This window comes from Curtobacterium sp. MCBA15_007 (assembly GCF_001864905.1).
Classification (GTDB): Bacteria; Actinomycetota; Actinomycetes; order Actinomycetales; family Microbacteriaceae; genus Curtobacterium; species Curtobacterium poinsettiae.
Window position 1 is genome coordinate 122,880 of the sequence record NZ_MJGM01000056.1, and the last position, 20,844, is coordinate 143,723.

At 71.5% G+C, this 20,844-nt stretch carries 14 protein-coding genes; 10 read left to right on the forward strand and 4 right to left on the reverse strand.

Annotated features, from left to right (window positions below):
• Positions 1-122: 122 nt before the first annotated feature.
• The 8 genes from BIU95_RS18790 to BIU95_RS14405 all read left to right on the forward strand — a co-directional run bounded on the left by BIU95_RS18790 (position 123) and on the right by BIU95_RS14405 (position 14,867).
• A complete protein-coding gene (locus BIU95_RS18790; RefSeq protein WP_071251979.1) occupies positions 123-584 on the forward strand; it encodes a hypothetical protein in 462 nt (153 codons plus the stop codon).
• A gap of 67 nt (positions 585-651) precedes the next feature.
• The gene (locus BIU95_RS14375; protein WP_071251980.1) at positions 652-1,080 is read left to right on the forward strand and encodes a hypothetical protein; all 429 of its coding nucleotides are present in this window, start codon (positions 652-654) and stop codon (positions 1,078-1,080) included.
• Positions 1,081-1,268: 188 nt separating this feature from the next.
• A complete protein-coding gene (locus BIU95_RS14380; protein WP_139179817.1) occupies positions 1,269-1,481 on the forward strand; it encodes a hypothetical protein in 213 nt (70 codons plus the stop codon).
• Between the two features lie 76 nt (positions 1,482-1,557).
• The gene (locus BIU95_RS14385; RefSeq protein WP_071251981.1) at positions 1,558-12,051 is read left to right on the forward strand and encodes a non-ribosomal peptide synthetase; all 10,494 of its coding nucleotides are present in this window, start codon (positions 1,558-1,560) and stop codon (positions 12,049-12,051) included.
• Entirely contained in the window at positions 12,048-12,257 is a 210-nt protein-coding gene (locus BIU95_RS14390) for an MbtH family protein (protein ID WP_017888435.1), read from the forward strand. Before BIU95_RS14385 ends, BIU95_RS14390 begins: the two co-directional genes overlap by 4 nt.
• A complete protein-coding gene (locus BIU95_RS14395) occupies positions 12,254-13,270 on the forward strand; it encodes an ATP-binding cassette domain-containing protein (protein WP_071251982.1) in 1,017 nt (338 codons plus the stop codon). The genes BIU95_RS14390 and BIU95_RS14395 overlap by 4 nt, the downstream gene beginning before the upstream one ends.
• On the forward strand, positions 13,267-14,064 hold the full coding sequence (locus tag BIU95_RS14400; RefSeq protein ID WP_071251983.1) for an ABC transporter permease: 798 nt from the start codon (positions 13,267-13,269) through the stop codon (positions 14,062-14,064). The genes BIU95_RS14395 and BIU95_RS14400 overlap by 4 nt, the downstream gene beginning before the upstream one ends.
• A complete protein-coding gene (locus tag BIU95_RS14405; protein ID WP_056070424.1) occupies positions 14,061-14,867 on the forward strand; it encodes a 4'-phosphopantetheinyl transferase superfamily protein in 807 nt (268 codons plus the stop codon). Before BIU95_RS14400 ends, BIU95_RS14405 begins: the two co-directional genes overlap by 4 nt.
• An 88-nt stretch (positions 14,868-14,955) precedes the next feature.
• On the opposite strand, the gene BIU95_RS14410 is transcribed toward BIU95_RS14405, so the two are convergent.
• The gene (locus BIU95_RS14410; protein WP_162243012.1) at positions 14,956-15,540 is read right to left on the reverse strand and encodes an SGNH/GDSL hydrolase family protein; all 585 of its coding nucleotides are present in this window, start codon (positions 15,538-15,540) and stop codon (positions 14,956-14,958) included.
• 199 nt (positions 15,541-15,739) lie between these two features.
• Between BIU95_RS14410 and BIU95_RS14415 the strand changes: the two genes are divergently transcribed.
• Positions 15,740-16,834 (forward strand): SGNH/GDSL hydrolase family protein, encoded by a 1,095-nt coding sequence (locus tag BIU95_RS14415; protein ID WP_071251984.1) that lies wholly within the window; start codon positions 15,740-15,742, stop codon positions 16,832-16,834.
• 146 nt (positions 16,835-16,980) lie between these two features.
• Here the strand turns inward: BIU95_RS14415 and BIU95_RS19230 are convergent, their stop codons facing one another.
• From BIU95_RS19230 to BIU95_RS14430, 3 genes are all read right to left on the reverse strand, one after another.
• Positions 16,981-17,523, reverse strand: a complete 543-nt coding sequence (locus tag BIU95_RS19230; RefSeq protein ID WP_052481708.1) for a sigma-70 family RNA polymerase sigma factor — start codon at positions 17,521-17,523, stop codon at positions 16,981-16,983.
• A 214-nt stretch (positions 17,524-17,737) separates the two neighbouring features.
• Positions 17,738-18,718: an alpha/beta hydrolase gene (locus BIU95_RS14425; RefSeq protein ID WP_017888441.1), complete on the reverse strand. Its 981-nt coding sequence runs from the start codon at positions 18,716-18,718 to the stop codon at positions 17,738-17,740.
• Complete coding sequence (locus BIU95_RS14430) at positions 18,711-20,252, reverse strand: MFS transporter (protein ID WP_337961575.1); 1,542 nt, start codon at positions 20,250-20,252, stop codon at positions 18,711-18,713. The genes BIU95_RS14425 and BIU95_RS14430 overlap by 8 nt, the downstream gene beginning before the upstream one ends.
• A gap of 167 nt (positions 20,253-20,419) precedes the next feature.
• On the opposite strand from BIU95_RS14430, the gene BIU95_RS14435 reads away from it, so the two are divergent.
• Entirely contained in the window at positions 20,420-20,782 is a 363-nt protein-coding gene (locus tag BIU95_RS14435) for a hypothetical protein (protein ID WP_071251986.1), read from the forward strand.
• The last annotated feature ends 62 nt before the right edge of the window (positions 20,783-20,844 follow it).

Genomic DNA, 20,844 nt, shown 5'->3' on the forward strand with positions numbered 1-20,844 from the left:
GGCGGGTGGGGCCCACCTCCAGGCACGGCCGTCGCCCCGCTGGCGCGGTGCGCCGTGTCCGGATCGGCCGTCGCACGACATCTCTCAGTGAGCGACCCTGCTCCCACCGAAGGAGAGAACCGATGAACACACGAACCCGCTTCAGCGTCACCGCGGTGGCTGCCTGCGTCGTGGTCGCCGCCCTCAGCGGTTGTGCTGCGAGCACCCCGACTCCGGCGCCGTCCGCCACCACGGCGATGACCGGGGACAAGACCCCCGTCCCGTCCCCGTCCCCGACCGCGACGGACGCCGCGACCACGGACGACCAGACTCCGTCGACGTCCCCGTCGAAGGCCCCCGGGACGTCGGCGCTCGCGCAGCACATCTACGACGAGTGCAGCAAGGGGGCCGCGGACGCCGGGGTCACCCTGACCTTTACGGACGACCCGTCGGGGTACCCGGGCAGCGACGGGACCTACCAGCTCGTCTACCCCTTCACCTTCGACGACGGGCACACCGATCCGTACGCCGTCTACAACTGCACGCTCACCGACGACACGGTGGACTCCTCGTACGTCAGCAGCGGGATGACCGACAGCCACTGACCTGCCGGGGTGCATCCGTTGCCGGACCGTGACCCGGTGGGGCGTTTCGGTGGGTCATGCTCGTCCTGTGCAGAAGCGCCTCGTCATCACCGCCGTCGGACTCGTGCTGGTCGTGCTTCCGCTCCTGTCGGGGTGCAGCCGGCAGCCGGCGGATCCCATCGCGTCGGCCAGAACCCTCGCCGACGCACCGGACTGGGTCAGCACGCCGACCGGCACAGATTGCGGCGAAGTGGAGCTCGAGACCGACGGCGCGCTCCCGGCCGAGAGCCTGCAGTGCCTGACGGACGCGAGCGGAGCCGGCGACGTGGCGTCACTCGCCTGGGTACGGCGGACGACCGAGGGCGATCCGACCCCGTACTTCGTCCAGACGGACGGGGCAGGGGCGACGGTCGCGTCGACGGCGGCCTACGACACCTACGGCCAAGGCGGGTGGCACGAGTACGGGTGCCCGGACATCGCAGCGTTGCCGGGCTGCTCGGACGAGGCAGATCGGTAGCTGATCGGCTGCCCGGACAACGCCCGCTGGCCGGCCCGTCGAGTGCGCCGAGACGGTGTCCGCACACTAGGTCGCACGAGCGGAGCGATCTGAACACCGTGTGAACGACCAAACCGGTCACCACGGTGGCCCCGAACGACTCCACGGTGGCCGAAGTCCGGCCGCCGACAGTCGACGAGGAGCTTCCCGTGAAGAAGAACACCCGCATTCTGAGCACCGCGACCATCGCCGTGGCGCTGACGCTCGGCGGTCTCGCAACGAACGCGACCGCTGCGAACGCCGCCGAGGACACCTCCACGAACGCGACGTCCCCGGCACTCATCCAGGGCCCCCTCGTCCAGGGCCCGCTCATCGACATCGGCGGGATCCTCGACTCGCTCCGCATCGGTCAGTTCCAGTAGCGCCCAGAGGAACCGGAACCAGCGGAACCGCGATCCGGCCCGGTAGCGGCCGCGTCCCGACAGGAAGAGTCTCTCTGTGACGAGCAAGCACCACCATGGCGACCGGGACGAGCAGGAGGCCGGCATCCGCGTCCCGTTGACCTCCGCGCAACGAGGCATCTGGTACGCCCAGCAGCTGGACCCGTCGAACGCGACGTACCAGATCGGGCAGTACCTCGACCTCCGGGGCGCGCTCGACCAGCGGCTCGTCCGGATCGCGCTGAACACGGTGGTCGCCGACCTCGACGCGCTGTCCATGCGCGTCCGGTCGGACGCGGACGGTCCCTACGGGGTCATCGTCCGTCCGCGTCCGACCGACGACGTCGTGCAGGTCGTCGATCTGCGTCACCTCGATCCGGATGCGGCGCTCTCCGAGGCGATGGCGTCCATGGACCGGGCGATGGAGACCCCGCGCGATCTGCAGGGTGACGACCTGTTCGGCGCGGTCCTGTTCCAGATCACGGACACCCGGTCGCTGCTCTTCCAACGGGTGCACCACCTGCTGCTCGACGGCTACTCGGCGGTCATCGCGCTGCGGTACCTGGCCGAGGTGTACACGCGTCTTTCTCAGCCCGCACCGTCGGGCCGGGGCCTCGACGTCGCTGCCGAGCCCCGCGCACACCTCGCCGCCCGGGAGCCGTCGGTGCTTCCCGGGTTGGACGACCTCCACCGCGACATCGCCGAGTACGAAGCATCCGCGCAGCGTGACGCCGACGAGGCCTACTGGCGCGGCGCACTGGACGACGACGCAACGGTCGCCGGCCTCGAGGGCACCGCGAGGTCGGCAGCGAGGTCCATCGTGCGGGTCGCCGTGCCCCTCGACGACGCGCGTGCTGCACGCCTCACGGCACTCGGCCGGGACCTCCCCAAGACCGTCGTCGCCATCGTCGCCCTGTACATGGCGAAGATCACGGGGGAGGAGCGTGTCGCGCTCGGGCTCCCGGTCACCGCCCGACGGGGAAGAGTGGCGAAGAGCACCCCGTCCATGCTCTCGAACATCCTGCCGCTGCGGATCGACGTCCCCGCGAACGCCGAGATCTCGGACGTCATCGCCCATGCTGGCGACGTCGTCCGGAGCGCGGTCGGACACCAGCGCTTCCGCGTCGAGTCCCTCGCCGGGGCACCTCGGCACGCGGGGCCTTCGGTGAACCTGTTGCCCGTCATCGACGAGATCCGCTTCGGCGACGCCGTCGGCGCGGTGAACATCCTCTCGACGGGTCCGGTCCACGACCTCTCCATCGTCCTGTCGGGGCTGTCCAGCGACGCTGCCACCGCAACCCTGCAGCTCGAAGGCGACGCTGAGCTCCACACGACGGCGAGTCTCGCCGAGCACGCGGACCGGTTTCTCGCGTTCGTCGACCGTGTGGTCGGCTGCCCCGAGGGTCTCACCGTCACGGGCGCGACGATCCTCGACGAGGACGAGGTCCCGCTCCTCCTCGGCCAAGGTGCCGGGGAGACCGTCACCCTCGACCCGGAACCGGTCATGGAGGCGTTCGCCGACGTCGCCCGTCGACGCCCGGACGACCTCGCCGTCGTCGCCGAGGACGGCACGACGACGTTCGCGGCGCTCGACGCCGACGCGACACGACTCGCGCACCACCTGATCCGCGAAGGCGTGGTTCCCGGGAGCCGGGTCGCCGTCCGCATCGAGCGCAGTGCTCTCCTGCCGATGCTCGTCCTCGCCGTGCTGCGCGCCGGCGCGGTCTACGTCCCGCTCGACCCGGAGTACCCGACCGACCGGGTCGCCGGGATGATCGAGGACGCGAGTCCGACGCTGGTCCTCACGAGCAGCGCGCAGCTCGTCCGTGACCGGGCCGCCGGCGCCTCCTGGCAGGTACCCTCGCTCCCTGTCGACGCCGACACCACGGTGTGGCGACGCCGGACGGACGACCCGAGTGCTCTGCCAGCGATCGCCCCGGACGCGCTCGCCTACATCGTCTTCACCTCCGGGAGCACCGGGCGCCCGAAGGGCGTCGGCGTGAACCGGGCCGCCCTGCGGAACCTGTTCCAGCACCACCGGGCCGAGATGTTCGACCCGGCCGAAGCGCGGCTCGGCCGGCCGCTCCGCGTCGCGCACACCGCTGGCCTGTCGTTCGACGCGGCGTGGGATCCGCTGCTCTGGCTCTTCGCCGGACATGAGCTGCACGTCGTCGCCGACGACGTGCGCCGTGACCCCGAGCGACTCGTCGAGTACTTCGTCCGCCACCGGATTGACGCCATCGAGACCACCCCGTCCTTCGCGGAGGCACTGCTCGCCGCGGGCATGCTCGACGCCGATGTCCACCCCACGGAGATCGCCGTCGGCGGCGAAGCGGTCGGCCCGGCCCTGTGGGACGCACTGGCCCACCGCGACGACGTGCACGCCATCAACCTCTACGGCCCCACCGAGGCCACGGTGGACAGTCTCACCGCAGTGCTGGAACCGGGACGCCCGCCGCACATCGGCTCGTCAGTGCGGAACACGCGGCACTACATCCTCGACGCTGCCCTCACACCGGTACCCGACCGCGCCGTCGGCGAGCTCTACCTCGCCGGGGCGAACGTGGCAGAGGGCTACGTGGGACAGCCCGGGCTCAGCGCCGAGCGGTTCGTGGCTGATCCGTTCTCCGCCGACGGTTCCCGCATGTACCGCACGGGAGACGTGGTCCGTCGTCGCCGTGACGGGTCCCTGCGGTTCGTGGGACGCATCGACGACCAGGTCAAGATCCGTGGCTACCGCGTGGAGCTCGCCGAGGTCGAGGCCGCGATGATCCGCCACCCCGGGGTGGACCTCGCAGCGGCCGTCGTGCTGGGCGAGGGTCCTTCCAGTCGCATCGTCGGCTACGTCACCTCCGACGGCGACCTCGGGAACCTCCCGGCGGCGGTCCGGGAGGGCATTCGCTCCGACGTCCCCGACTACATGGTCCCCTCGGTCGTCGTCGCGCTCCGCGAGATGCCCGTGACACCGAACGGCAAGCTCGATCGTCGCGCGCTGCCAGCACCGGAGCTGTCGGGTTCCGGCACGGTGCTGCCGCCACGGAACGACGACGAGCGCGTCGCCGCTGCGGTGTTCGCCGAGGTCCTCGGGGTCTCCGCGGTCGGGATCGACGACGACTTCTTCGCAGCGGGCGGCCACTCCCTGCTGGCAACCCGGCTCGCCGCGCGTCTGTCGGAACAGTTCGACCGGACGATCACCGTGCGGGACGTGTTCGAACGGCCGACCGTGGCTGCTCTCGTCGGAGCACTCGACACGGGCACGCCGACCGATCGCGCAGCCCGCCTGGCACGGAGGACGCGCCCGGACACGATGCCGTTGTCGCTCACGCAGCGGCGACTGTGGTTCCTGAACCGCCTCGAACCGGACTCCGCCGCCTACAACATCCCCGTCGTGCTCCGCCTCGACGGTCCCTTGTCCGCCGAGGCACTGCGCGCAGCGTTCGTGGACGTCGCGATGCGGCACGAGCCGCTCCGGACGATCGTCCCGTTCGTGGGCGACGGGCCGGTGCAGCAGGTCCTCGAGGGTGCTGCCGCCGAACCGCCGTTCCTGACGGTCACGGTCCCCGAGCACCGCATCGACGACGTCGTCCGCGCCGAGGCGACGCGTGGGTTCGACGTCACGAGCGAGACGCCACTCCGCGCGGTGCTGCTCCGCATCGACGACGACCACCACGTGCTCGTCGCGACGATGCACCACATCGCGTCGGACGGGTGGTCGCTCGCACCCTTCGCCCGCGACCTCGGGACCGCGTACGCGGCCCGTGTCGCCGGGACCGAACCAGCGTGGCTGCCGCTGCCGGTCGACTACGCCGACTTCACACTGTGGCAGCGGGAACAGCTCGGCGACGCCGAGGACCCCTCGAGCGAGCTCGCCCAGCAGCTGGCGTTCTGGCGGATGGCACTCGCGGGCGCGCCGGACGAGATCTCCCTGCCCCGGAACCGCGCACGTTCCGTCGACGACGGAACCGTCCGACAGGCCGTCGGTGCGGTGGAGCTGACCCTCGACCCCGCGCGGCACGCCGAGCTCCGCCGCTTCGCCGGGGACCACCGCACCAGTCTGTTCATCGTGCTGCACGCGGCCGTCGTCGCCGTGCTCCAGCAGCACGGCGCGGGTGAGGACGTCGTCATCGGGACCCCGGTCGCCGGACGGACGGACGCGCAGCTCGACGACCTGGTCGGTTTCTTCGTCAACACCGTCGCGCTCCGCACCTCGCTCGACGGTGATCCGAGCGTCGAGGACCTGCTCGAACGGATCCGATCGGGCAACTCCGCGGCGTACGCCCACCAGGACGTCCCGTTCGATGCTGTCGTCGACGCCGTCCGGCCACCCCGGTCGGTCGGTCGTCACCCGGTGTTCCAGGTGATGCTGACACTGCAGAACACCCGGCCGGCGGCCCTCGATCTCGGCGACGTCGCGGTGACGGTTCCCGCCCAGTCCACCAGTGCCGGGGTGAAGACGGACCTGCTCCTCGACGTGACGACCCCCGGTGGTGACGACGGTGGACTCGTCGTCACGTTCGGGTACGACGCGACACTGTTCGACGAGACGACCGTCACGCGGCTCCGCGACGCGCTCGACCGCGTGCTCACCGCCTTCGTCGAGGGTCCGCACCGTCGCCTGTCCGACATCCCGAACGTGGACGCTGAGACCGCCCTCGAACTCGACCACCAGTCGCGTGGCCGGACGTTCGTCGTGACGGGGACCGTGCTCGACCGCCTCGACACCACGGTTGCGAGCTCGCCCGACGCAGACGCACTCGTCGACACCGCCGGGACGGTGTCCTTCGCCGACCTGGCAGTGCAGACGACCGCGGTCGCGACCAACCTGGCGCGCCTCGGCGTGCGTCGGGGTGACCGCGTCGCCGTCGCGCTCCGGCGCAGTTCCGACGCGATCGCGGTGGTGCTCGGCGTCCTCCGGGCCGGTGCGGTGGCGGTGCCGATCGACGTCGCCTACCCGGACGCGCGCATCGGTCAGATCCTCGCCGGGGCGGAACCGACCGTCGTGGTCGCCCACGACGCGGAGCGCACCTGGTCGGTCGCCGACGCGGCAGGGGTGCCCGTGCAGGTCGTCGCGCCCTCGGCGCTCAACCGTGACGTCGGCGACGCCGCAGCTCCGGTCGCCCCTGCACCGGAGGACGTCGCCTACCTGGTCTACACGTCGGGGACCACCGGGGCGCCGAAGGGCGTGCAGGTGTCCCACGCGGCACTCGCCAACGTGCTCGCGCAGCACGAGGACGCGATGATCCGTCCGGTCCGCGACCGCGTCGGCGGTCGAGCCCCGCGGATGCTGCACCTGTCCGGGCTCGGCTTCGACGCGGCGTGGGACCCGATCGTCTGGCTCGTCGCCGGCACGACGCTCGAGGTGGCCGACGACGCCACCCGGACGAACGCGGAGACGGTCGTTCGGGACGTGGTCGAGCACGGCATCGACGTGATCGAGACCACGCCGTCGTACGCCCGTCAGCTGGCCGCGGTCGGACTCTTCGACGCCGTCGCGGAGCACGACGGTCACCTGACCGTCGCGGTGGGCGGAGAAGCCGTCCCCGCGGACTTCTGGAACGAGGTCGCCGCAGCCGACCACATCGACGGTTGGAACCTCTACGGACCGAGCGAGAGCACGGTCGACGCCGTCGTCGCGCGGATCGAGCCCGGCGCCGTCACCATCGGACGGCCGATCGCGAACGTGACGGCCCGCGTCCTGGACGACTTCCTGCAGCCGGTGCCGCCCGGAGTCGAGGGAGAGCTCTACCTGTCGGGCAGCTCCCTCGCGCACGGCTACCGCGGACGGTCCGCCGAGACCGCCAGCCGCTTCGTCGCCGACCCCCAGGGAGACGGCACCCGTATGTACCGCACCGGCGACGTCGTGCGTCGCCGCGTCACCGGGGAACTCGACTTCCTCCGCCGTGACGACGACCAGGTCAAGCTCCGCGGGTACCGGATCGAGCTGGCCGACGTCACCCAGGCCCTCGAACGGATCGACGGCGTCGAGGCTGCCGTTGCTCGTGTCGTCGTGCCCGGCGGACCGGACACCGCACGGCTCGTCGCGTGGGTCGTCGGGACCGTCGACGAACAGGGTGTCCGCCGGTCCGTCGCCGCCGATCTCCCCGACTACATGGTCCCCTCGGCCATCGCCGTCGTCGACGCGATCCCGCTGACCCCCAACGGCAAGGTGGACACCGCCGCGCTGCCCGAACCGACCTCGACCGGCGGCGACGGCCAGCCCGTGAGCGACGACGAGCGGACGATGTCGCGGGTGTTCGGCGAAGTGCTCGGTGTGCGCGACGTCGGCATGCACGACGACTTCTTCGCGCTCGGTGGACACTCGCTGCTCGCGGTCGGGCTGATCGGGCGCGTCCGGGACGAACTCGGTGCCACGCTGCCCCTCCGCAGCATCTTCGACGCCCCCACCCCGGCAGGTCTCCTCGCCGCGGTCGGATCCGCGGGAGCCGCCACCCAGCAGGGCGACCGGCAGACCGACCCGGCGCTCCGCGCGTGGGCCGCGCAGCACCCGCGACGGGAAGGCGAGCAGCTGCCGCTGTCGCCGAACCAGGCGCGGCTGTGGTTCCTCAACCGGCTCGACCCCACCTCCACCGACTACTCCGTGCTGTTGCAGGCGACGTTCCGCGGCGATCTCGACACGGACGCGTTCGCCGACGCCGTCGACGACGTGGTCGTCCGGCACGAGATCCTCCGGACGACGTACCCGGAAGTCGACGGTCAGCCGGTCCAGCGCATCCACGACGTGGTGCCGGGCATCGTCACCAGCGACGCGGTAGACACCTCAGCGGGCTTCGATCTCACGGTTGACCTGCCTGTCCGGGCCGGGCTCGTGGCGACGGGAGACCAGCAGTGGCGTCTCGACCTGTTGATCCACCACATCGCCACGGACGGGGCCTCGCTCGGCCCGCTGGCGCGCGACATCGCCACCGCGTACGCCGCGCGGACCGGGAGCACGGCGCGTGTGCAGCGTCCGCTCGAGGTGCAGTACGCCGACTTCGCGCGGATGCAGCGCGCCCTCCTGGAATCCGACGGTGGACGGCACGACACGTCGTTGTCGGCGTGGGTCGAGCAGCTCGCCGGCATCCCGGACGAGCTCGCCCTGCCCGCTGACGGACGTCGGCCGGAGTCGGCGACCCGAGCTGCCCGGCAACTGCGTTTCACACTGCCCGAGGACGTCGTCTCCGCGGTGCACGCCGCTGCCGGACAGGCGCAGGCCAGCAGCTTCCACGCGTGGCTCGCCGGGCTCGCCGGCTACCTGCACCGCATCGGTGCCGGTGACGACGTGGTGATCGGATCACCGTCCGCCGGGCGGTCCGACCCGGACACCGCTGACCTCGTGGGCTTCTTCGTGAACACGTTGCCGCTGCGCATCGGGATGACCGACGCCCCGGACCTGGTCGCGACCATCGAACGGGCCCGAGCAGCCACACTCCACGCCATCGAGCACGAGTCGGTACCGTTCGAGCGCATCGTCGAGGCGATGGCCCCCGAACGTCGACTCGGACGACACCCGCTCTTCCAGACCATGCTCTCGGTGGAGGAGGACAGCGGGGTCTCGATCTCGCTGCCCGGCGTGACGACCGACCGACTCGAGCCCGACAGCACCGGAGCAGCCAAGGTCGACCTGTCGTTCGTCCTGCGCCCGCGTTCCTCGGGAGAGGTCGACGGCGTCCTGGAGTACGACGCGTCGATGTTCAGCGATCGCGCGGCGCGAGGGTTCGTCGAACGGTGGACGGCGTTCCTGGCAGCAGCGGCGACCGCCCCCCGGCGGCCACTCCTCGACGTCCCCGTGCAGGCCGGCACCGGGCGCCTCGATGCCTGGCCGGCCGCGACCGACCACCGGCAGCAGTCGATCCTCGAGGCGTTCGCCGACTCCGTCGCCGCCCGCCCGACCGCACCCGCCGTCGTGGCCGGAGGCGTCTCGCTCACCACGGCGGAACTCGACGCTCGCGTCGACGGGATCGCGGCCCGGATGATCGCCGCCGGGCTCCGACGCGGCGACGTCGTCGCGCTGCCCCTGGGCCGTGGCGTCGACACCGTCGCCGCGCTCCTCGCGGCGTGGCGCGCCGGCGCGGTCGCCGCTCCGATCGACGTCGAGCTGCCCCGCGACCGGATCGCCACGATGCTGCGGAGCGCCGACGTGCGTCTGGTGCTGCACCACGGCGTCGGCGGCGGGACGACGGACGCCACACCTGCGGACGTGGCGACCCTCGCAGCGTCCGACGCGGGCGTGCCGTCGGACCGGCTGCTCCGGATCGACGACGATGCGGCATCGGGGCCCGCCGTGCCGGCGCGCGTCGAGCCGCCGCGGCTCGACGACCCCGCCTACCTGGTGTTCACGTCCGGTACGACGGGCGAGCCGAAGGCCGTGCAGGTGCCGCACCGCGCGCTGGCCGCGCTGCTGTCGAGCCACCGTGCGACGCTGCTGCCCGACCCCGAGGAACGACGCGTCCGCGTCGCGCACACCACCGGCGTCGGGTTCGACGCGGCGATGGACCCCGTGGTCTGGCTCGCGGCAGGCCACGAGGTGCACGTCGTCGACGACTCCACCCGGCGCGACCCCCAGGCCCTCGTCGCGCTCCTCGCCGAGCGTCGGATCAGCGCGTGGGAGACCACGCCGAGCTACGTCACCGCCCTCGCCGGCCAGACGGAGCTCGAAGCGCTGTTCGATGACCGCGACGAGGCCGACCCGTTCGTGCTCCTGCTCGGTGGCGAACCGCTCGACGCAGGTCTCTGGTCGTGGCTGCGCGACCGGCCGGCCGTCGCAGCGTGGAACCTGTACGGTCCGACCGAGGTCGGCGTCGACTCCATGGTGGCGAGCGTGGCCGACAGCCCCGCCCCGGTACTCGGCGCGACGACGGTCGACACCGTCGGGTACGTCCTCGACTCCCGCCTGCGCCCGACGCCGGTCGGCAGCGTCGGTGAGCTGTGGCTGGCGGGCGAGCAGCTGGCACACGGCTACCGCGGCCGGCCCGGCTCGAGCGCCGAGCGGTTCGTGGCCGATCCCTTCGCCTCGGACGGATCGCGGATGTACCGGACCGGTGACCTCGTCGTCCGACGAGACGCCGACGGGGACGAGCGTCCCGGCGTCGTCTCCCTGGGCCGCAGTGACGGGCAGGTGAAGATCCGTGGCCACCGTGTCGAACCCGGCGAGGTCGAGGCGGTCCTGCGCGGTGCCGGCGGCGTCACGCACGCCGTGGTCCGTCCGGTCGACACCGCACGCGGCACGGAACTCGGCGCCTGGGTCGTGACGGACGGAGTCGCCTCCGATGCGTTCCTCACCGCACTGTCCGACCGTCTCCGCTCCCGTGTACCCGACTACATGGTGCCCGCCGGGATCGCGGCGATCGACGCCGTCCCACTGACGCCGAACGGGAAGGTCGACGTGCGGGCACTCCCCGAGCTCCGGATCGGTGGCGGTGCAGGGGCGGCTCCGAGCGGACCCGCGGAACTCGCGATCGCCGCGGCGTTCGCCGCGACACTCGGTGTCGACGGCGTCCGCGCCGACGATTCCTTCTTCGCGCTGGGCGGTCACTCGTTCGTCGCGCAGCCGACGATCCAGGCGGTCAACGAAGCCCTCGACGCGGACCTTCCCGTGCAGGCGCTCTTCCAAGCGCCGACCGTGGCCGGACTCGCCGCCTTGGTCGAGTCCGGCGGTGCGGACGTAGCGGAGTCGCTCCGGACGATCCTGCCCCTCCGGCCCACCGGGCAGGGTGCCCCCGTGTTCGCGGTGCACCCTGCGAGCGGCGTCGCGTGGAAGTTCTCCACGTTCGTCTCTCGTCTGGCCACGACCCGACCGATCCTCGGCGTCCAGATGCCCGGGATCGCGCCGGACCGTCCGGAACCCGCGACGGCCGGATCGTTGGACGAGCTGCTCACCGAGTACGTCACCGCCATCCGCGGCGAGCAACCCCACGGCCCCTACCTGCTCACCGGGTACTCGTTCGGCGGCCGGCTTGCGCACCACATCGCGGCGCGGCTGCAGGCCGAGGGCGAAGAGGTGGCGCTCCTCGCGGTGCTCGACGCGTACCCGACCGAAGCATCAGCGTTCGACGGTGTGGCCGACACCGATGACATGTGGCGCGGTTTCCTCGACGCGAACGGTGTGACGCCTCCTGGTGGCCACCTCGACGGCGAACGGGTGCTCTCCCTCCTCGCCGAGGCTGGCAACCCGCTGGCCGACGTTCCGGGGCACGTCGTCGACCGCATGGTGCGGCGGTTCCGCCGGCTCGGGGAGCTCCTCGACGACGCTCCGGTCCGCGTCGTCCACGGTGATCTCCACGTGTTCGCCGCGACCGAGGACGTCCCCGCGAACCGTCCGGCCCCTGCGGTGTGGGAGCAGTTCGTCACCGGGACGGTGACGTCGAGTTCCGTGGGAGCCCGTCACCAGGACATGCTCACCGACCGGGCACTCGACGACGTCGCACCGGTGCTCGACCACCTCCTCGAGAACGTCCGACACACCGACGCACGCAGAGCGAACCGACTCGGCGCCGGCTCCGAAGACCCAGGTAGGAACACCCCTGCAGCTGACCCAGAGGAGCATCGACCGTGACGAACCCGTTCGACGATCAGGACGGCACCTTCCGGGTGCTCGTGAACGAAGCCGGACAGCACTCGCTCTGGCCCGAGTTCGCCGACGTTCCCCGAGGGTGGGTCGCCGTGTTCGGTCCCGCCGTCAAGACGGCGTGCACCGACTACGTGTCGGAGCACTGGCACGACATCACACCGTCCTTCGAGAGCACCCGCGTCGCGTCGTGATCTCCGTACGAGGGATCACCAAGCGGTTCGGGACCCACCAGGCGCTCGACGGCGTCGAACTCGAGGTGCCCGAGGGCACGGTGCAAGGGCTCCTCGGGCCCAACGGCGCCGGTAAGACGACGACCGTGCGCGTCCTCACGACGCTGCTGCAGCCCGACTCCGGCGACGCCTTCGTCGCCGGACGATCGGTGTTGACCGAAGGCCACGCCGTGCGACAGCGTCTCGGCGTGTCTGGCCAGTACGCAGCGGTCGACGAGAAGCTCACCGGCTTCGAGAACCTGACGATGGTCGGCGAGCTGTACGGCATGCGTCGGAAGGACGCGAAGGCTCGAGCACGTGAGCTCCTCCGGGAGTTCCGCCTCGACGACGTCCCCGACGACAAACGTGCGGGCACGTACTCGGGGGGGATGCGCCGCCGGCTCGACCTGGCCGGGGCGATCGTCGCCCGGCCCCCGGTCGTCATCCTCGACGAACCGACCACCGGGCTGGACCCCCGCGGTCGTCGCGACACCTGGGACGCGATCGAGTCGCTGGCATCAGGTGGGACCACCGTGCTCCTCACCACCCAGTACCTCGAGGAAGCCGACCAGCTCGCTGACTCCATCGCGGTGATCGACGGAGGACGCATCATCGCAGAGGGCACGGCCGCGCAACTCAAGGCCCAGACCGGCGGAGCACGGCTCGACATCGTGCTCGCCCCCGGCAGCGACGTCGACCTTGCCGTGGACGCTGTCCGTCGGGTGGGTCACGAACCCGCCGTCGACAGGCGAGTGGGTCGCCTCACCGTCGGTGCCGGCGGAGGCAGCAGTGATCTCCTCGACGTCGTCGGCGCACTCCGAGCCGTCGGACTCGAGACGTCCGAAGCGGCACTCCGGCAGCCGACGCTCGACGAGGTCTTCCTGCAGCTGACCGGGACGCCAGCTGATCCGGACGCGCCCGTCGCAGCGGTGGGGGCGAGGTCCTCCGAGCCCGACCCGGTGATCGCCGGGGGACCGACGGAGGCGAGCCGATGAGCATCGGGAGCGTCCTCCGCGACGGCCGGGTCATCGCCCGACGGAACATGCTCGGCGTCCGCCGAACGCCCGGGGCGCTGGTGACCGGTGTCGCGCAGCCCATCATCTTCGTGCTCATCCTCGGGTTCGTGTTCGCCGACGCACTCGGCGGAGACGACTACCGCGAGTTCCTCATCGGCGGTGTCCTCGCGCAGACGCTGACCTTCAACTCGTCCTTCACCGCCGTGTACCTGGCGAAGGACCTGCAGACGGGCCTCATCGACCGGTTCCGGGCCCTGCCGATGTCGCGGGTCGGGGTCATCCTCGGGCGCACGACCTCGGACCTCATGACGAACGCCATCTCGATCGTCGTCGTGATCGCGTGCGGCCTGGTGATCGGCTGGCGTGTGCACTCCGACATCGGGTCCGTGGTGCTGACGTTCGGGCTGCTGCTGCTCTTCGCGTTCGCGACGTCCTGGATCGGGGCGTTCATCGCGCTGACCGCTCGCAGCGTCGAGGTCGCACAGTCCCTCGGCCTGCTCTGGCTGTTCCCCGTGTGCTTCGTCTCCGGAGCGTTCGTGTCCGCCGACATGCTCCCCGGTCCGCTCCGGGTGGTCGCCGAGTGGAACCCCGTCACCGCCGTCGCCACCGCGGTGCGGCGGGGCTTCGGGAACGAACCGCCGTCCGGGTTCGCCGTCGGGCACGGATGGCCGGCCGACAACGCGCTGCTCTACGCGTCCTTGTGCTGCGTCGCCATCATCGCTGTCTTCGCACCCATCGCCGTCGTGCAGTACCGACGCATCAGCAAGCGGTGATCCATCTCCTGCTGACCACCGTCGACGACGTCCTCGCCACCGGGGATCGCCTGCTCGGATCGACGGGCGGCGCGGGTGCTGCCTCGCTCGTCAGCGCAGCCGATCGTGCCGCTGCCGACAGCAGGCGAGCAGACCTGGATCGACGGCGGACCCTCGCCGGGCGACTCGCGCTCCGGTTCCTGGCCTGCGCCGTGCAGGGCCGTTCGTGGTCCGACGCCGCGTCCGTCCCGGTGGACCGGACCTGCGAGCACTGCAGCGCGCCGCACGGTCGCCCTCGTATCGCTGGGTCCTCCGCGTCCACCTCGACCTCTGGACGACTGGTGCTCGTTGCTGTCGGCGATGACGCGGCTCGGCTCGGGGTCGACGTCGAGGAGTACCCCGAGACCCTGTGGGACGGGTTCGACGACTACGCGCTGCACCCGTCAGAGCGGGCGGCGATGCCGACCGGACGCGATGGCCTCGTCCACCGGGTCCAGGTGTGGACCGACAAGGAGGCACTCCTCAAGTCAGTCGGTGTCGGCTTGCGCGGCGAACCGTCGGGGCTCCGCGTCGCCGCGGCATCGGCCGGCGTCACGACGGCAGCTCCCCTCCTCGGATGGCGCCCCGTGGCGCAGTCAGCCGACCCGCGGCTCGCGACGGCGTGGACCGTCACCATCAACGCCGGTCGCCGGGCGGCTGCCTCGATCGCGGCGGCGCACCCGACCCCGATCCGCCCCTGGAGGATGGACCGACAGGGGGCCGAACCGGTGCAGCCGGACGTCCGCCGCGACACGGCAGCCAGCGTCCCTGCAGCGACAGCGTGAGCAGCCGGGCCTGGAGGGACGGTGCAAGCTGGCACCGGTCCTCCCGTCCGCCTCCTGGCGCACTCCACGACGGCAGCCCGCGCGCTCGTCACGTCGAGAGCACGGAATGCAGTTGCGGCTCGACCGCTGCGGCGAGGGCGGCGTGGCCGTGGTCGTTCGGGTGCACGCCATCGGAGCAGAGCAGCGCGGGGCTGCGGTTGATCGCCGTGGCGAGCCCGGGAACGAGCGAGAGACCCACTCGTCGGGTCTCCTCGTCCAGGATCCTCCTGACCGCCCGCCACCCCGGCGGGTAGTCCGTCCCGTACGGCGAGTACAGGTCCAGAACCGCGAGCCGACCGCTGGGGAATCGCCCGTGGAGAGCTTCCAGGTCCCGGGCGATCGCCGCGCGCACGTCGTCCTCCCGACCGAGAACGATCACCGAGTCGTTCACGCCGAGCGCGACGACACACGCGTCCGCGCCGGAGGCCAGGACATCGGAGAGCAGCCCGAGCGTCGCTCCGTCGTCCGATCGGTCGATCCCGCGACGTCGCACGAAGCCGACACCGTCGATCGCGAAGTGCAGCGCACCCCACCCGAGACGCTTCGCGACGATCGTCGACCACCGGTTCTCCGTCCTGCTGATCCCGCGCCACCCCGTGACGATGGAGTCTCCGTAGAACGCGACTGTCGGCACGACTGCAGCGTAGAGCGCAGCGTCGACGCCACGCGGAAACGTGACACCGATGCAGGCCCGGACGTCCACCGAGGGTCGTGCGTGCCCTGCGCGAATAGCCCCCTGGTCGTCCTCTCATGGCGCGGGGCGTCGTACCGACCTACCGTCTACTTGTCAGACGATCGTCTGTCGAATAGGCCCTCTGGAAGGAACCTGCTCCATGCGTCACGCTCCTCGCCTCCGCCGGACCAACGCGCTGCTGATCACCAGCGGTGTCCTCACGGCGGCAGCGCTCGCTGTCGGGGCAGCCGGGCCCGTCTCCGCGGCCAACGCCGACGGCACGGCGCCCACCCAGTCCGTGGCCGCCGCCAGCGGTGGGAACTACGTGGCCCTCGGCGACTCGTACGCGGGCGGCTTCGGCGTCGCCCCCTACAGCTCGGGTCCGGCGGCCGGCTGCTTCCAGTCCACCACCGACTACCCGCACCAGGTCGCAGCATCGCTGGGACTCCAGCTCGACGACCGCGCCTGCGCCGGTGCCACCACCGGCAACATCTCCCGGGTCGCGCAGAAGACCGGAGCCGGAAGCGCCACTGCGCCCGTCCAGGCCGATGCGCTGTCCAAGAACACGGACGTCGTCACGGTGTCGATCGGCGGGAACGACCTGGGGTTCGCCGGAGTCATCGCGAACTGCGTCGCGCTGGACAAGGCCGGCCCGGTGTTCGCGGAGATCCACGGGAAGACCTACAACCACTGCAAGGACTACTACGCACCGGTCGTGCACGGGGTCGAGCGGGACCGTCTCGCAGCGCGCGTCCGCACCGTCGTGGCACCTCGGCTCGCGCAGACGTTCCGCGTGATCGCGCAGCGCGCGCCGCAGGCGAAGGTGTTCGTCGTCGGCTACCCGATGCTCGCGCCCGGCACGGCGCAGGCCCCGAGGGGATGCTTCTCGAGCCTCCTCGGTGACTCCGGACTCGAGCCGCCGTTCCCGCAGAACGCGTTCCCCTTCACCCCGACCGACACCGCTTACTTCCACCGCACCCAGAACGCGCTCGACGGAGCGGTCAAGGCTGCGGCGAAGGCTCGTGGGTTCACCTACGTCTCGACGCTCCAGGGCTCTGCTGCGCACACCCCCTGCGCTGCGTCGGGCTCGGCATGGATGTCGGGACTCACCCTGACCGATCGCGGTACCGCTGCGGACAGCACCCCGCTGGCCGGGACGAAGTACTCCATCCTGTTCGGCGCACTCCACCCGAACGCTGCCGGCATCGCGTACCTGCGTGACCAGACCAAGGCCGCGATCGTCGGATCGCGCTGACACTCCGACGGCGGATCTGGTCGCGTCGCTGACGCGACCACGAGACGGACGGGAGGAACGGTGCCAGCTGGCACCGGGCCTCCCGTCCGTCTGCTGGATGCAGCTTCCGTGCCCTCCTGACCGTCAGCACGGGTGGCGGTCGGTCTTCAGGCCGCCCGCGTGGCAGCGATCAGTCGGTGCGCTCGAAGAGCGCTCAGGCCGTCGCGGACACGGGTCTTGGCCGTCCCGACGGTGATGCCGAGCTGACTGGCGACTTCTGCGGTGCTCCGTTCGCCGAAGTACCGCAACACCACAGCGTCCCGCTGTTTGTCCGAGAGGTCAGCCAGAGCGATGCGCAGGGTGGGGCGGAGGAACAACGCGTCGCGCTGGTCGTCGTCGCGGTCGACGCTGTGGTGGTCACGAGTGCCGATGCGGAGCTCGCGTTTCCGCAGGGCTTCGAGACTGCGGATCCGGTCGATCGCCCGACGATGCGCCACGGTGCGCAACCACGACTGCAGATCGGCTCGGTCCGGATCGTACCGATCCGGGTGCTGCCAGAACTCGAGGAACGCTTCGTGCACGACGTCCTCCGCGAGGTGTCGGTCGACGATGACGGTCCCCACGAATCGTCGCAGTCCCGGAGCGTGCTGCTGGTACGCAGCGATGAAGGCGGCGGGTTCGGACTGATCGGCACTGTGTGTTCGACACATGTTGCCCCCTTGCGTTGCTTCAACGTAGATCGTTCTGGACGGATCCGTCTCCCCCCTTTCGGGGCGTGCGAGCAGGCGACGAAGCGCCGTGGGTGATCTGATCGTGGGGCGCGGGGGCGCGGGGGTGACGGCCGAGACGGGAGGCACGGTGCCAGCTGGCACCGTGCCTCCCGTCAGGTTCCGTGTGGACTTCCGGGCCTCGGACTGCCCGCGCTCAGGCGGACTGGCCGAGGAGGCCTCCGGTGAACTCGCGCAGGGCCCGGGTCGCACGCTGCGACAGGGTTGCCTCCGGCATCATGCTGGTCGACCCGTGGAACGCTCCCGGCCACACGTGCAGTTCCGCCTGGACACCAGCGGCCCAGAGCGCGCTGGCGTAGGCGACGGTCTCGTCGCGGAACACCTCGGTGCTGCCGCAGTCGACGTACGCGGGCGGGAGCCCGGCGAGGTCCCTCGCGCGGCCGGGGGCGGCGTAGATCGACACGTCCTCGCCACCCCGCCGGTCACCGAGGTAGGCGTCCCAGCCGAACCGTGTCATCTCCCGGTCGGCGACCCCGACACCGTCGAACTGCCGAGCCGACAGGGTCGCGTCGCGGTCGTCGAGCATGGGACTCACGAGCACCTGGCCGATCACGGTCGGCCCCTGTCGGTCGCGGGCGAGGAGGGCCGTGCCTGCGGCGAGACCGGCACCGGCGCTCTGCCCGACGAGGACGATGCGCTCCGGGTCGATGCCGAGTTCGTCGGCGTGCTCGGCAGCCCAGACGAGTCCGGCGTAGCAGTCCTCGACCGGGTAGGGGTCCGGGTGCTCCGGAGCCAGGCGGTAGTCGGGGCTGACCAGGACGACGTCGTGCACGAGCAGCCACTCGTCGTAGGAGTCGAGGTTGCCGAGGTGGTGGCCGAACATCATGCCGCCGCCGTGGATCGCGTAGGCCAGGGCGGCCGTGCCGGTGCGGCCGGTGCGCTGGATCACGGCGAGGTCGATCGGGTCGCCGCGGTGCCCCGGGACCGTGACGCTGCGGCGCTCGAGGCCGCGAGCACGCAGTCCTTCGTCGAGCTGCGCCTCGGTCATGTCGAGCTGGCGCATCTGCGGCAGCATCTGGGTCGTGAGGTGGAAGCGGCCGCGCGCGTCCATGGCGGTGAGGAAGGGGACGAACTCAGGATCGAACGGCGGGCGGGGGAGGGCGATGGTGTCAGACACGGGAGGGCTCCTCGGTGATGGTGGTCTGGTCGGTGTGTGCGGGGGTGGGGCCGGCAGGGTCGGCGCGGATCGTGCCTTCCCGGACGTCGCTCGTCCGGGCTCGGAGCATGCCGGCCACGACGAGCAGGGCTGCGATCACGGCGAGGCCGAGACCGGCGATGGTGAGAGCGTCCTGGAACCCCTCGAGCCGGGCGGCGGTCCAGGTGGTCGTGGTGATGCTCCCGGCGACGAAGGATGCGACGATCGTCCCCGCCGTGGCGACCGCAACACCGCTCGCGAGCTCGCTCGAGGTGTCGACGAGCGCGGCCCCGACCGAGGTGCGGTCCGCGGGGAGACCGGTGAGGACGGAGGCGCCGGCGACGACGCCCACCACGCGCATGCCAGCAGCGACGAGCACGAGCGCGACGAGCACCCACGGGTACCCGTACCGGCTCAGGGTGCCGAAGACCACGAGCCCTGCGACGACCGAGACGGCGCTCGTCCAGGCGGCGCGGCCCAGGCCGACCCGCTGCACGAACGGTCCGACGAAGCGGCCTCCGACGAGCAGCACGACCACCTGCGGCAGCGTTCCGAGCGCGGCCAGGGCCGGCGGCCAGCCCCAGGCGAACTGCAGCTGCAGGGTCACGAGGTACGACAGCCCCGCGACGGCGAGACCCGACGCGGCCTTGAACGCCAGTCCGCTCGAGACCAGTGGACGAGCGAGCAGGTGCAGGTCGATCAGCGGGTGCCGGGCGGTCCGCTCCCGGACGACGAACCCTACCGCGCAGGCGACGGTCAGGGCGAGGGCGGCCCACCCCGACCAGTCCGCTGTTCCGGACTCGACCAGGATCGTCGGTGTCACGAGCGCCCCTGCGGTCGTCGCGGTGCCGAGCAGTGCCCCGATCACGTCGACCGGGTCGCGGCGGAGTCCTGCAGCCTCGTCGCGGACGACACCGGACCGGATGCCGACGAGCGCGAGGACCGCGATCGGCACGTCGGCCAGCAGCAGCACCTGCCACGGTGCGACGGCGAGCACGAACCCGCCGACGGTCGGCCCGATGGCAAGTCCCACGAGCCCGGCCGTCGAGATGACGGTGAGCGCCCGGACCCGGAGCCCTTCGTCGTCGAAGAGCCGGAACGCCAGCGCCATCGACCCGGGCGTCGTCATCGCCGCAGCGATGCCCATCGCGACCCGCACGGCGATCAGTTGCTCGGTCGACGTGACCACCGCCGTGGCGAGGCTCGCCAGGGCCAGCAGGACGAGCCCGGCGAGCATGACCCGGCGGCGACCGATGCGGTCGGCGACGGCGCCGAACAGGAGCATCAGCCCGCCGAAGGCGACCGAGTAGGCACCCGAGACCCACTGCAGGCCCGTCGTCGACGAGCCCAGGTCGCGACCGATCGTGGGCAGGGCGACGTTGAGCACGGAGTTGTCGAGCATCTCGAACAGGAACACCGCCGACAGTCCGGCGAGGGCGATCCATGCGTCGCGCAGACGAGGAGACCGGCCACCGGCGGGCACGTGCCCGGGGCTGCGAGGGGAACTGGGGGACACGATGGCGCACTCCTTCGAGGGAAGAAGTGGCGACTCGTTCGATGCCGCGTGCTGGTGCGTCGCAGATCGCGGCGCCTTTTACCTCAGTGATCCAGACCATACACGGACCGACCGGTCGACGGAAGTCCACGCGCGGGAGCGGTCGCCGCAGGACCTACCCTGGACGGATGCTCTCCCGCCGCGAAGCCGCCGTCCGGCTCGACATCCCCCTCGAGATGGCGACCCGCCACGGCATCCCGTCGCGCCTGAGCGAAGCGGAGCTCGACGCGATCGAGCAGGACCCGCCCGCCTGGCTCGTGCAGTCCCGCGCCAACCGCACCGGCACCAAGAAGGTCTGGGCCCGTCTGGAGTGCGTGGTCTGCGGCTTCGACGAAGAGGCACGTCCGAAGAAGTGGTGGCCCGAGTGGGACTACCTGATGTGCGACTACCACGCCCCGTACCAGGCGCCCGAGCCCACCGCCGGGCTGACGCGGCGCGAGGTCGAGGGCATCGGCAGCCGCTTCATCGCCCTCGTCGACGAGAAGCCCTAGCCCACAGGCCCCGCCGGGCGCGCTGCGGCAAGCAGACGCGACCACGCAGACGGACGGGAGGC

Bases quoted from the DNA above. Each gene is read 5' to 3' on its own strand.
- BIU95_RS18790 (WP_071251979.1), top strand. From the start codon at position 123: ATGAACACACGAACCCGCTTCAGCGTCACCGCGGTGGCTGCCTGCGTC.
- BIU95_RS14400 (WP_071251983.1), top strand. From the start codon at position 13,267: ATGAGCATCGGGAGCGTCCTCCGCGACGGCCGGGTCATCGCCCGACGG.
- BIU95_RS14415 (WP_071251984.1), top strand. From the start codon at position 15,740: ATGCGTCACGCTCCTCGCCTCCGCCGGACCAACGCGCTGCTGATCACC.
- BIU95_RS19230 (WP_052481708.1), bottom strand. From the start codon at position 17,523: ATGTGTCGAACACACAGTGCCGATCAGTCCGAACCCGCCGCCTTCATC.
- BIU95_RS14435 (WP_071251986.1), top strand. From the start codon at position 20,420: ATGCTCTCCCGCCGCGAAGCCGCCGTCCGGCTCGACATCCCCCTCGAG.